At 65.5% G+C, this 12,033-nt stretch carries 11 protein-coding genes; 7 read left to right on the plus strand and 4 right to left on the minus strand.

Annotated elements, in window-relative coordinates; all coding sequences use genetic code 11:
• Positions 1-89: 89 nt before the first annotated feature.
• Complete coding sequence (locus tag NA11_RS27180) at positions 90-497, minus strand: hypothetical protein (protein ID WP_141717865.1); 408 nt, start codon at positions 495-497, stop codon at positions 90-92.
• Between the two features lie 291 nt (positions 498-788).
• Here NA11_RS27180 and NA11_RS27185 point away from each other — a divergent pair, with 291 nt between their 5' ends.
• Positions 789-1,598: an NmrA family NAD(P)-binding protein gene (locus NA11_RS27185; RefSeq protein WP_069164854.1), complete on the plus strand. Its 810-nt coding sequence runs from the start codon at positions 789-791 to the stop codon at positions 1,596-1,598.
• A 25-nt stretch (positions 1,599-1,623) separates the two neighbouring features.
• Here the strand turns inward: NA11_RS27185 and NA11_RS27190 are convergent, their stop codons facing one another.
• On the minus strand, positions 1,624-2,628 hold the full coding sequence (locus tag NA11_RS27190) for a LacI family DNA-binding transcriptional regulator (protein WP_069164855.1): 1,005 nt from the start codon (positions 2,626-2,628) through the stop codon (positions 1,624-1,626).
• 179 nt (positions 2,629-2,807) lie between these two features.
• On the opposite strand from NA11_RS27190, the gene NA11_RS27195 reads away from it, so the two are divergent.
• The 4 genes from NA11_RS27195 to NA11_RS27210 are packed head-to-tail and all read left to right on the plus strand — an operon-like array spanning position 2,808 to position 7,409.
• A complete protein-coding gene (locus tag NA11_RS27195; protein ID WP_084655107.1) occupies positions 2,808-3,884 on the plus strand; it encodes an ABC transporter substrate-binding protein in 1,077 nt (358 codons plus the stop codon).
• A 33-nt stretch (positions 3,885-3,917) separates the two neighbouring features.
• Positions 3,918-5,438 (plus strand): sugar ABC transporter ATP-binding protein, encoded by a 1,521-nt coding sequence (locus tag NA11_RS27200; RefSeq protein ID WP_069164856.1) that lies wholly within the window; start codon positions 3,918-3,920, stop codon positions 5,436-5,438.
• A complete protein-coding gene (locus NA11_RS27205) occupies positions 5,431-6,387 on the plus strand; it encodes an ABC transporter permease (protein WP_069164857.1) in 957 nt (318 codons plus the stop codon). Before NA11_RS27200 ends, NA11_RS27205 begins: the two co-directional genes overlap by 8 nt.
• A complete protein-coding gene (locus NA11_RS27210) occupies positions 6,384-7,409 on the plus strand; it encodes an ABC transporter permease (RefSeq protein WP_084655108.1) in 1,026 nt (341 codons plus the stop codon). Before NA11_RS27205 ends, NA11_RS27210 begins: the two co-directional genes overlap by 4 nt.
• An 88-nt stretch (positions 7,410-7,497) precedes the next feature.
• Here the strand turns inward: NA11_RS27210 and NA11_RS27215 are convergent, their stop codons facing one another.
• Together NA11_RS27215 and NA11_RS27220 are read right to left on the minus strand one after the other, a co-directional pair.
• On the minus strand, positions 7,498-8,208 hold the full coding sequence (locus NA11_RS27215; protein ID WP_141717866.1) for a DUF8020 domain-containing protein: 711 nt from the start codon (positions 8,206-8,208) through the stop codon (positions 7,498-7,500).
• Positions 8,209-8,926: 718 nt separating this feature from the next.
• Positions 8,927-10,081 carry a hypothetical protein gene (locus NA11_RS27220; RefSeq protein ID WP_141717867.1) on the minus strand — a complete coding sequence of 385 codons (1,155 nt, stop codon included), beginning with the start codon at positions 10,079-10,081 and terminating at the stop codon, positions 8,927-8,929.
• Positions 10,082-10,341: 260 nt separating this feature from the next.
• On the opposite strand from NA11_RS27220, the gene NA11_RS27225 reads away from it, so the two are divergent.
• Positions 10,342-10,860, plus strand: coding sequence for a GNAT family N-acetyltransferase (locus NA11_RS27225; RefSeq protein ID WP_069164860.1), 519 nt, complete (start codon positions 10,342-10,344; stop codon positions 10,858-10,860).
• Positions 10,861-10,937: 77 nt separating this feature from the next.
• Positions 10,938-11,576: a maleylpyruvate isomerase family mycothiol-dependent enzyme gene (locus NA11_RS27230; protein ID WP_069164861.1), complete on the plus strand. Its 639-nt coding sequence runs from the start codon at positions 10,938-10,940 to the stop codon at positions 11,574-11,576.
• Positions 11,577-12,033 lie beyond the last annotated feature (457 nt).

The raw sequence follows: 12,033 nt of genomic DNA on the forward strand, positions 1-12,033 counted from the left end.
GCCTTACCGGATGCTTCCGGATTGAGCGGGAGCGGGAAGCCTAGCCCGTCCCCTTGCGCCCGGCATGACCGAAACAAGTGTCTGCCGACCTAGTCCCATGGGTAGAAATGCATCCGCCGCGTGACCGCACCGACGAGAGTGCCTGCGGGGTCACGGAGTTCGGCGACACCTTCGCTTCGCGCATCGTGGCCCGCGAAGAACGGCGCGGCGTCGGGGCGGACGTCGATGGGATGCTGGCGCCATCGGTCCTCGCCGTCGCAGGTGACGCTCGTGGTGGTCGAGCCGGTCGCGGTTGGCCGACCGGTCGCGACCGCTGTGAGCCGGACGGTCAACGTCCAGCCTCGCTGCCCGCGTGGACATTGCACGTCGACATAGGAATGCGCAGTACCTTTGGCTACATAGCTGTCGTCGTGCAGCCAGACCGCACCGGTCTGATCCGCCGAAATCGGCGTCGCCGCCAGCAGTACGGCGATGAGTAGTGCTGCAGCAGAAGGCATCTGACCATCCTTCGGGAGAACGTCAGCGCCGAACGCGCCGTCCATCGAGAGCTGTGCTGCATCGATGCACGCGCGTCGTCAGCGCGATTGAATCACGAAAAACGTTGTGCATCTTGATATTACAGCCTGGAAGGGACATCTGGATCGGATCGCGCGAACGCCGGATTTCGGGGTGAACGGGCTATCGCGCTCGGGAACGTCTGGTCGGATAGGCGTCGGAAGTTGTGGATCGAGCTTGACCTCGAGCGAAGTTGAGCTTCTAGCGTCGTTGGTGACGAGAGGAGATCGACGGTGACAACACTGGTTACCGGTGCGACTGGGAACACCGGGCGACAGGTGGTGGCGGAGTTGGTGCGCAGGGGAGAGCGCGTACGAGCGCTGACCCGTGATCCCGCGGCGGCCGCCGCGTTGTTCGCGCCGGAAGTGGAGTTGGTGGCCGGCACGCACAGTGCTCCGGAGACGCTGGGGGCTGCGCTCGACGGTGTCGGCCGGTTGCACATCACCGCTACCGCCGGACTCGCCGAGGTCGGTGCGGAGCTGGTGCGGCAGGCGGTGGCCGCGGGCGTCGGGCGCATCACCATGGTGTGGAGCGGTGGGATCGGGCCGACCGAGCAGGCGGTGGCGGATTCCGGCGTGGAATGGACGCGGCTCGAGCCGCAGGAGTTCATGTCGAATACGTTGACCTGGACGGAATCCGTCCAGGCTGAGGGCGTGGTGCGGGAGCCGTACGACTTCCCCAGCGCGCTTGTGCACGAGCACGACATCGGCGCCGTTGCGGCCGTCGCGCTGCTCGATGACGGTCACGCGGGACGCGCGTACAACCTCACCGGCCCGGAATCGTTGACTACGAGCGAACGGCTCGCGATCCTGTCCCGTGCGGTCGGACGCGATATCGCCTTGGTTCCGATCTCGCACGAGCAGGCGGTCGAGCGCCTGATGGCCACCGGTGTGTCGCGCGCCGATGCCGACTACGTGATCGGCTGGTATGCCGCGCCCGATGCGGCGGCAACGACCGTGGTCGACACCGTCGAACGGATAACCGGCCGTCCGGCAAGGACTTTCGCGCAGTGGGTCGAGGAGCACGCCGAGCGATTCAGGTAGACCGGGAGTAGTCGCCTGAGGGCCGTCAGGCCATGCGGCCGACAGTGCTTTCGCGGATCTCGAGCGTGAACGGGATCTCGATGTCTTGTGCCGCAAAGGTTTCGGTGCCGCGGCGGTGCAGCAGGTCGACGGCGGTGCTGGCGATGGCGGCTTTGTCGGGGGTGATGGTGGTCAGCGACGGGACGCTGAACGCGCTCTCCTCGGTGTTGTCGAACCCGACGATGGCGACGTCCTCGGGAACCCGGACACCGTGCTCGGCACAGGTTCGGATCGCGCCGATGGCGAGCAGGTCGTTGAAACAGAAGACCGCGTCCGGTGGTTGCGGCAGCGCGAGGAGCTGCCGCATCGCCTGTGCGCCTTCGTGTCGGTGGTACTCCAACGCCGTCACGATCAGCTCGCCGCGTTCCGGGAGGCCGGCCGCGGCAAGCGCTTCCCGATAACCGGTGCGCCGCAAGGCCGCGGTACCGCGGCGCGGATTGTCACCGATCGCCGCGATGCGCCGCCTGCCGATCTCGAGCAGATGTCCGACCGCGGTGCGGGCCGCGCGCACGTTGTCGATCGCCACGTGATCGATGGCCACCTCGATGTCGTGCTCGCCGAGCATGACCAGTGGTACGCCGGGGGACAGCTCGGCGAAATCCGCTTGCTCGAGCGCCTGCGGGCTCACGATCGCCCCGTCGATCATGTATGGGCCCATTGACGCGAGAGCGGCGCGTTCCTGGTCCCGCGCGCCCTGTGTCTGCTCGATCAGGACGTCCCAGTCCAGGCGCTGCGCGGCGGTGATGACCAGGCCGGACAGCTCGGCGAAGTACGGGATGCTCAGCTCGGGCAGCATCAGCGCGATGAACCCGGTGCGGCCGCGCCGCAGATTGCGGGCGCCGCGATGCGGCCGATAACCGGTCGCTTCCAGCGCGGCGAGCACCCTGCGCCGATTCTCCGGTTTGACGAAGTCATAGCCGTTGACCACGTTCGACACGGTCTTGATGGAGACACCCGCCAGTGCTGCGACGTCCTTGAGTGTGGCGGCCACCGTCTTGCTCCTCTGGGCTATTGCGTTCGGGGGAACCAAATTCGAACGATTTTCCCAATCTACTTACAACGTTGTTCCAACGTTGTAAGTAAGTATCAAGCGCCTCGTGTGCGCCGGAGCAGAGATCGACTCGGCGTTGCTGCCCGTGCCGCGCAGGCGGCCTGTCGAAGGAGTTACCCATGCCTGTGAACCCATCCCTGTCCGGTGGCGTCGCGCTCACCGCCGTCTGCGTGCTCGTGCTCTGCGGGTGTTCGAAGTCGGAGACCGAAACCGCGAAGCCGAGCGGGGCGGGGCCTGCGGCATCGGCGGCCGCCGTGCAGCCGAGCGGCCAGTCCACCTGCTCGCTCGCGCAGACCGGGTATCCGAAGATCGACCTGAAGACGGCGAAAATCGGCTTCTCCCAATCGGAGAAGGAGGCCAATCCGTTCCGGATCACCGAAACCGGTTCGATCAAGGATCAGGCAGCCAAGCTCGGCATCCCGTCGGGCAACCTGCTGGTCACCAACGCACAGAGCGATCTCAACAAGCAGATCAGCGACATCAAGTCGCTGCTCGACCAGGGCGCACAGGCATTGATCGTTGCGCCGCTGAATTCCGATGGGCTGCAACCGGCTTTGGATGCGGCCAAGGCCAAGAAGGTTCCGGTCGTCACGGTCGACCGCAAGGTCACCTCGCTGCCGTGCACCGACTACCTGACCTTCATCGGATCCGATTTCGTGCAGCAGGGCGCTCGCGCGGCCGATCAGATGATCCGGGTGACCGGCGGCACCGGCAAGGTCGCGATCCTGCTCGGGTCGTCCGGCAACAACGTGACCACCGACCGCACAAAGGGTTTCAAGGACAAGCTGGCAGGCGCACCCGGGTTGAGCGTGGTCGCCGAGCAGACCGGCGACTTCGACCGGTCCAAGGGGCAGGCGGTGATGGAGCAACTGCTGCAGAGCCATCCGGACATCACCGCGGTCTACGCGGAGAACGACGAGATGGGCATCGGCGCGGTCAACGCGATCAAGGGCGCAGGCAAGCAGCCAGGCAAAGACATCAAGATCGTCTCGGTGGACGGCACCCGCAACGCGGTCAAACTCATCGTCGACGGGCAGTACAACGCGGTCATCGAATCCAACCCGCGCTTCGGCTCGTTGGCCTTCGGCACCTTGCAGCAGTTCCAGGACGGCCAGCCGATTCCCGCCACCGTGATCATCTCCGACGACGAATACGACGAGACCAATGCCGAGTCGAAAGTCGCCAATGCGTATTGATCGAGCCGGCGCAACGCCGAGCGGGATCACTCGATGACCGAGCCGGTCCTCGAAATCATCGACGCGCACAAGAGTTTCGGCGGTACCAGGGCGCTCGACGGAGTGTCGTTCACCCTGCGCTCCGGCGAGGTCCATGCGGTGGTCGGCGAGAACGGCGCCGGAAAGTCCACGCTCATCAAGGTTTTGACCGGCGTCTATCAGCTCGACGGCGGCGAGCTGCGGTATCGCGGCGCGCCGACCGTCTTTACGACACCGTTGCGCGCCCAACAGGCGGGGATCTCCACCATCTACCAAGAGGTCGATCTCATCCCGATGATGAGCATCGCGCACAACGTCTTCCTCGGTCGTGAGCCGCGAAATCGCTGGGGGCTCATCGACAAACGGGTGATGTGCCAGCGGGCCGCCGAACTGCTCGCCGGTTACGGGGTCGAGGCCGATGTGCGCAGGCCGCTGCGCAGCCTCGGCGTCGGCGCGCAGCAGATGGTGGCGCTGGCGCGGGCCGTCTCGATCGAGGCGCAGGTGGTGATCATGGACGAGCCGACCTCGTCGTTGGAGCCGCGCGAGGTCGAGACGCTGTTCGCGGTGATCGAGCGGCTGCACGAGCGCGGCATCGCGGTCATCTACGTCAGCCACCGGCTCGACGAGCTCTATCGAATCTGCGACCGCGTCAGCGTGTTACGCGACGGCAAGCTGGTGCACAGTGGTCCGCTCGCCGAACTCGGCAGGCTCCCGCTGATCGCCATGATGCTCGGCCGCGATGTCGGCGAGGTCAAGGCACACGGCGCCACCAGCTTCAGCGAGGATCAGCACGACGCGGCCGAACAGGTGCTGCGCGCCGACGATCTCGTCAGCAAGCATCGGATCGCGGGGGTCTCGGTCACGGCGCGGGCAGGCGAAATCGTCGGCCTGGCCGGGCTGTTGGGTTCGGGGCGCAGCGAGACCGCGCGGGCGATCTTCGGTGCGCTGCCGCTGGATCGAGGCACCGTCGTCGTCGGCGGCAAGACCGTCCGGTCCGGCAGCACGGCCGCCGCGATCGCGGCCGGTATCGCCATGCTCGCCGAGGACCGCCGAGCGGACGGGATCATCCCCGAGCTGTCGGTGCGGGAGAACATCGTGCTGGCCGCGTTGCCACGGCTGTCTCGATACGGGATGGTGAGCCGGGCACAGCAGGACCGGATCGTGCGCACCTTCATCACCCGATTGCGGATCAAGGTGTCCAGTCCGGAGCAGAAGGTGTCCGAGCTGTCCGGCGGCAACCAGCAGAAGGTGATGCTCGCCCGCTGGCTGTGCCTGAACCCCAAGGTGTTGCTGCTGGACGAGCCGACGCGCGGGATCGACGTCGGCGCCAAAGCCGAAGTGCAAGAGCTGATCGACGAACTCGCCGACGCAGGCCTCGCCGTCGTGCTCATCTCCTCCGACATGGACGAATTGATCGACGGCGCCGACCGGCTGCTCATCCTGCGTGACGGCGCGGTGGTCGGCGAACTGGCCGCCGACCACGTCACCGAGAGCGAGATACTCGCCGCACTCGCCGAAGGGACGCCCGATGACTGACCAGGTACGGACGGCGACCCGGCGCCGGACCACGGTATGGCTGCAGGAGTACGGCGTGTACGCTGCGATCGGCGGGCTGCTGCTGTTCAACCTCGTGGCCACGTCGAACTTCTTGTCGGTGGCCAACTTTCGTACCCAGCTGCTGCAGGCGGCGCCGGTGATCATCGTTGCGCTCGGGATGGCGCTGGTGATCGGGACCGAGGGCATCGACCTGTCGGTCGGTGCGGTGATGGCACTGGCCGCCGCCGTTGTTCCGCTCTACCTCGGCTACGGGCCGCTGATCGCGGTGGCCGCGGCGCTGGCAGTCGGCCTCTTCGCCGGGGTATTCAACGGAATCATGGTGGCACGCATAGGCATTCAACCGATCGTGGCAACACTGGCGGTGCTGGTCGGCGGGCGCGGGCTCGCGCTGGTGATCGCGGACGGTCAGCTCGTCGACATCCAGAACTCGGCGTTCCTCGCGCTCGGCTCGGCAGAGCTGTTCGGCCTGCCGATCAGTGTGCTCATCGCGGCAGTGCTCGCGGTGCTCACCGGAGTGCTGGTCCGGCGCACCACCTTCGGGCGGCAACTGGTGGCGATCGGCGGCAATCGGCCGGCGAGTGCGCTGGCCGGGCTGCCGGTGCGGCGCGTGCTCATCACCGTCTACGCCCTCTGCGGACTGTTCGCGGCGCTGGCAGGCGTGCTGGCCACCGCAAGGCTGCGCGCCAGCGATCCCGCGGATATCGGTCTGCTGATGGAACTTTCGGCCATCACCGCGGTGGTCGTCGGCGGGACGCCGTTGACCGGAGGAAAGGTTCGCGTCGTCGGCACCGTGGCGGGTGCGCTGCTCATGCAGCTGGTGCGCGCCACCCTGATCAAACACGATCTGCCGGATTCGGCCGCGCAGATGGTCCAGGCGGCCATCATCGTCGTGGCCGTGTATGTCACACGGGAGCGCGGTACGCGATGAGCACCACCACCGAACCAGCAGAGATCGAGCGCGGCACACCGCACGCGTCCCGCTCGGGTGCGGCCAAGGGTGCGCGCAGATTCCTGGACGTCCTCCAGAAGCAGCCTGCTGCCGCGGTTTTCGTCGCGGTGAGCGTGACAGCGCTGGTGTTGGTGCCGAGTTTCGGCACCGTCGGCAACATGCGCGATCTCGCGTTGCAGAGTTCGTTCCTCGCGGTGATCGCGCTCGGCATGACCTTCGTGATCATCTCCGGCGGCATCGACCTGTCCGCCGGGTCGGTGTACGCGCTCGGCGGTGTGCTCGCCGCGTACGGTTCGCAGTGGGGTTTCGTTGCGGCGCTGGCACTACCGCTGCTCGTGTGCGGTGCCATCGGTGCGCTCAACGGCATTCTGGTGGCGCGGACCGGCATGGCGCCGTTCATCGTCACCTTGGCAACCCTGCTGTTCGCCAGAGGGCTGCTTCTGGCCATCACCGACGAGGGCGCCACCACCTACAAAATCGAGAGCGGTCACCCATTCCTGGAGATCGGCCGCGGCACCCTGCTCGGCATCGGTTATCCGGTCTACCTGACCGTGATCCTCTTCATCGCCGGTGCTGTCATGTTGCGCCGCACCGGATTCGGTCAGGCATTGTTCGCGACCGGCGGCTCGGAGTCCTCGGCGATTCTGATGGGCGTCCCCGTCGCCCGCACCAAAATCATCGTCTACACCCTCAGCGGTCTGCTCGCGGGTTTCGCGGGCGCCATGACCGCCGCCTACCTGCAATCGGGTGTCACGGTCCTCGGCGTCGGCACCGAACTGGACGCGATCGCCGCCGTAGTAATCGGCGGCACTCTGCTCACCGGAGGCGTCGGCACCGTACTCGGCACCCTGTTCGGCGTCCTGCTGCGCAACGTCATTCAGAACATCATCAACGGAATAGGCACCCTGGACAGCAATTTCCAGTCCGTCGTAAGCGGCGCCTTCCTCCTGACCGTCGTCGTCCTCCAACGTCTGCTAGCCCGCAGCCCCACCAACCACTGACGGGGTGGAGACGAAATACGCCCGCCCCCACCGGAAGTGGTGGGGGCGGGCGTACTTCCGACCGGCGCGTTGACCGGTCAGGTGATCATCAGGGGAGCATCTGCGGGATGATCTGCGGGGCGACCGCGCCAAGGATCGCGCCGATCACGGCAGCGAACACCACGTAGCTGATTCCGCTCGCGATGATGCAGGCGAAGTAGCCGACGATGAAGACCAGGATCGCGGGGATGCACAGGACGGCAGCGACGGCGAGGCCGACTGTGGCGCCGGCCGCGAGGCCGTTGGCAACCGGGTCGTGGTTCTGTGCGTCCGGGTTGGTCGCGATGGGCTTGAGATCAGCGGCGGCGACGGGCTTGATGTCGGCGGCAGCGGTCTTCGCCTCGGCGGCAACCTCGGCGCTCACCTGCGGGTTGAGGGTCAGGGTCTTCCCGTCCAGGGAAACCTGCGGAGCCAGCGCAATGGTGTTGCCCGCAACCGTCTTCAGCGACAGCGGGAACTCGCTGACCTTCGCGCCGGTGGCCGATTCCACCTTCACTGCCGAGGCATCGGCGGTCAGGGTGAACTTGCCGTTGTCGAGCGTGGTGGTGATGGTCTTCAGATCCGGCGCCGTCGTGGTCTTGTAGTTGACACCCTGGTCGCTAGCCGAGGCCACCAGGCCACCGGCCAAACGTGCCTGCTCTGCGGCGAAGTCGGTCGCGGACGAGGTGCCCGCGCTGGCGACGGTAGCCACGACAGCGAAGGGCAACACTGCTGCGGTCAGCACGTTGCGGCCCACGCGCAGGACAGTCTTACGAATCATATCGGTTTCCTCCCGAACCCCCGACCCGATGGAACGCCTTGTCCCCCAGCCGAATCAAAGGGTTGATGTTGATAGCAGGGCTAATTCATATCCGACGGCCCACGGAAAACCGAATCGTTGTGACGAGCGTCATATTTGGTACGGCGATGCCCAAATGTTGCACAAGCCCGCCGCGGTTCGCGGCATTGTCAGACCGTCCAGGATGGTGACTGTTCACCGGCGATCGGCGTGCCGATCCGCGGCCGGATAATCGATCCAAACGGCCTGGTTGTGCGCTCGATGCCCATAGTTTCAGGGGCAGAGTGGCGCAGGTGCGTTGCACCCAGATAGCCAGCGCTCGAACGGAACCGAAAAATCACCCCGAGCCTGGATTCACTCGCGGTGCCCCGGGGTACTCACGAGGAGTTCATCGCATTCGAGAACGTCGGCTCATGGTGTGTGAACCGCCCTGAAACTAGCATCATTATTTCCTCAGCGCGACATCACCATTCTGAATGCCACGCGCTCAGCGAACCGCGATCTCCTCGGAGTTATACCCAGCGTGCAGCTGCACGCTCCACGAGTGGCACATGGTGGAGGCGACACGCCGTAAACGCCCTCAGCCATGTACCACTCGTGCCGTACTCGGCTATCGAGTGGGCCATCACAGCCTTGGGGGACGTCTTTCCCTGGAATCCGGCTCTGCCGGGATTGTGGATTGCTCAGGGGGGCACTGTGTTCAGCACTTCTCGTACTGATCTGCGAGCGTCTGCTCGACGGGGTTCAGTGGGTATCTACGCTTGGTGCAGCCGCCGACAGTGATGGTGACCGGACGGGCCGACGGAACGGAGGTGGCGCCAATGATGTCGAATCCCGCGACGTAGGTGATCGGTACGCCGAGCTCGGCGATGATCGGAAGATGCTTCTGCGCAAGAGATTCCGCGTCTTTGAGGTAGGGCGAGTCGAGCTTCTCCGACACGGACCTGGGGGCCATCACGACGACATGGGAGTGTTCCTGGTCGGCGTTCAGCCGGTTCCAGACCGAGATCTCGAGCTCGTTCGGGTATCGACCGACGCTGTGCAGGCTGCCGACTCGGTCGGATTTCGCGCTGATTTTCCACCGGGCCGTCGACAGATCGGGGAAGTCCTGCGCCAGGCGCCGATAGGTCTCGGTGAGCGCGGTGTGGTCGGCGGCGGTCTCCAGCCGCACCGAGATATCGCCGAGGACGTCGTCGGTGTGTCCGAAGTCGTACTTGCGGTGATCCCATTTCACCTCGTCGGCGGCGAAGGCGCGCTGCAGGGCGAGCCAGCGCTCGACCAGATCCGGCGCGGTGTCCAGGCCGCTGGCCTGCGAGGCGAATGTCGATGTGCCGCTGGTGTTTCGGACCTCGATGACGAACTTCCGCTGCTGGAATTCGGGCCGGGTGGTCTCGTTCCGGAAGGACTGAATCACCGCCTTCGTCTGACCCGCCGTCGCGTCCGCGGTGAGAACGACAGAGGCGAACACATCCTCAACGGCATTGACGGAGACGCGCTGGACGCCGGGCAGCTGTCCGAGGCTCGCCTGCACCTCGCCCACCTGTCTGCTCACGTCCGGTCGAGGAATGGGGGTGACAGCCACTTTCATCAGTACCAGCCCACCGCAGGACGACGCGAAAACGCCGACGATCGCGATCAGCGCCCACTTGAACTGAGACCGACCACGCCGCCCGGCGGATCCGATCTTCATGCCCGTTATGAGCAGCGTGACCGCGACCCCACCCACCGTCAGCCCTAAGGACCAGGTCCCCAGGCCTGTTCGACAGGTGTTGGCGGTACAGCTGGCGGCGAACATGATGGTGAACGGCGCGAACATGATGGCGAGCAGACCGATTCCGATTGCAATGAGGTACACGATCCTCGCCGCGCTGGAGTCTGCGCGCGACTGCCGAGGCGTCTCCTTCACGCCCACCCCCCGGGTTCGGCCGACAGCCCCGCCGACCAGTTGTTATCGTCCCGGCCCACTATAGGCCGCGCCCTGCCCGGCTGTAGCGAGCAGCAGCCGTCCGGTGCGAGCCGAATGTGCCGGGCCCGTCAGTTGTTTCGGGGCACGTATGGGCCGGTCGATGCGAACTGGACGTGGTGGTCCGCGCCGCAGTGCGGTGAACTCGAGAGATGACGATCAGAACCGGGACTCGGCAGGACGTCGAATCCGTCGCGGCACTGCACACGGAAAGCTGGCGGACCGCATACGCGGGCATCATGCCGGACGACTATCTGAACGGATCGTTGTTCGAAGAGCGATACGAGCTCTGGCAGAGCAGGCTTGCCGCCGATGCACCGGAAGGACAGCTGTTCACCGCCGACGAAGCAGGCGAAATGCTCGGATTCGTCTACCTCGTACCGCGTTCCGATGACCGCGTCCTCGTCGACAATCTGCACGTCCGGCCACACCTGAAACGCTCCGGAATCGGTAGCCGCCTGCTACACCACGCTCTGCGCTGGTCCGCACACGAACACCCAGGAAGCTCCGTCTACCTCGAAGTCCTGCAAGCCAACACCTCCGCGATCGCCTTCTACGAGCGCCACGGCGCCCGCCGCACAGCCGAACGAGTCGCCCACTTCGAGCAAGGCTTCGACCTACCCGAACTGGAATACACCTGGACCCCCGCCGCGATCGCACTCCTGCCGTAGCCGGCTGCGCGATGATTTCCCGGTTCTCGGCCCGTCGTATGTCCAGGAGAGGTGTCACCGAGTAACGAGGAGCGACGATGAGCGAGGTCCGCAAGGCGATCGAAGCGGAGCGGGGTGATCTGGCCGATCTGCTGGCTGGGCTCGACGAAGCCGAGTGGGACATGCCGTCACTGTGCGCGGGGTGGCGCGTGCGCGAGGTGGTCGCCCACATCACCATGCCCTTCCGGATGTCGCTGCCAAGGTTCGCGCTCGACATGGCCAAGGCGCGCGGCAATTTCAACCGGATGGCGGACCGCGTTGCCTGTCGGGAAGCGGCCGAGATTTCCGCCGCGGAGTTTGTGAAGTGCTTGCGCGACAACATCACACATCCGTGGAAGCCGCCGGGCGGCAAGTTCGAGGACACGCTGGGACATGACGTCATTCACGGCCTCGACATCACGGTGGCACTCGGGCTCGATCGCGTTGTCCCGCTAGACCGCCTGGCGTACCTGCTGCGCGATCAATCACCGAAAAGCATCAAGTTCTTCGGTGCCGACCTCGACGGCATCGAACTGCGCGCCGATGACATGGACTGGACCTACGGCTCCGGCGCACCGTTGACCGGCCGCGCCCAGGACCTGCTGCTCGTCCAGTGCGGCCGCAAACTGCCACCGGGTCACTTGCACGGCGCGGCAGCCGACCGGTTCACCTCCATAGACGACGAAAAACGCCCCTGATCAGCCGGTTCGGCTGGATCAGAGGCGTTTGCCGTGGCGGAGGATAGGGGATTTGAACCCACCCATTTCCGCAGGAGAACTCCGCGACCAGCCAGTTTCGTTGCAGTTCAGGCTGTTTCGGTGCCGCTGACAATGCAAACGTTAGGCTCAGGCGTTGACGCGGTCAACGGTGTCACCGAGTTATTCGTCCTCGCCCGTGAGATGAGTCGCGCACGGCAGTGACAGCCGCCATCGGGCGGCGATACTGCTTTTGCCCACTGGCGTAGTTGAAGTCGGCCATCTTGGTTGCCGGTTTAGACCGTGACTGTCACGAAGGCGACCCGTCAGGCCGTTCTTCGCACGAACGGTCCCTCGAGTTTAGATCGTAGTCATGCGTCCCGACCAGGGCGTTTGCGTTGTGGGCAGTGTCCTTGTCGCAGCTATTCGAGCGTCCCTGGCGGTGTTTATCGTGTTACGG

It is taken from the genome of Nocardia altamirensis NBRC 108246 (genome assembly GCF_001612685.1).
GTDB classification, from domain to species: Bacteria; Actinomycetota; Actinomycetes; order Mycobacteriales; family Mycobacteriaceae; genus Nocardia; species Nocardia altamirensis.

Bases quoted from the DNA above. Each gene is read 5' to 3' on its own strand.
- NA11_RS27180 (WP_141717865.1), bottom strand. From the start codon at position 497: ATGCCTTCTGCTGCAGCACTACTCATCGCCGTACTGCTGGCGGCGACG.
- NA11_RS27195 (WP_084655107.1), top strand. From the start codon at position 2,808: ATGCCTGTGAACCCATCCCTGTCCGGTGGCGTCGCGCTCACCGCCGTC.
- NA11_RS27200 (WP_069164856.1), top strand. From the start codon at position 3,918: ATGACCGAGCCGGTCCTCGAAATCATCGACGCGCACAAGAGTTTCGGC.
- NA11_RS27205 (WP_069164857.1), top strand. From the start codon at position 5,431: ATGACTGACCAGGTACGGACGGCGACCCGGCGCCGGACCACGGTATGG.
- NA11_RS27210 (WP_084655108.1), top strand. From the start codon at position 6,384: ATGAGCACCACCACCGAACCAGCAGAGATCGAGCGCGGCACACCGCAC.
- NA11_RS27215 (WP_141717866.1), bottom strand. From the start codon at position 8,208: ATGATTCGTAAGACTGTCCTGCGCGTGGGCCGCAACGTGCTGACCGCA.
- NA11_RS27225 (WP_069164860.1), top strand. From the start codon at position 10,342: ATGACGATCAGAACCGGGACTCGGCAGGACGTCGAATCCGTCGCGGCA.
- NA11_RS27230 (WP_069164861.1), top strand. From the start codon at position 10,938: ATGAGCGAGGTCCGCAAGGCGATCGAAGCGGAGCGGGGTGATCTGGCC.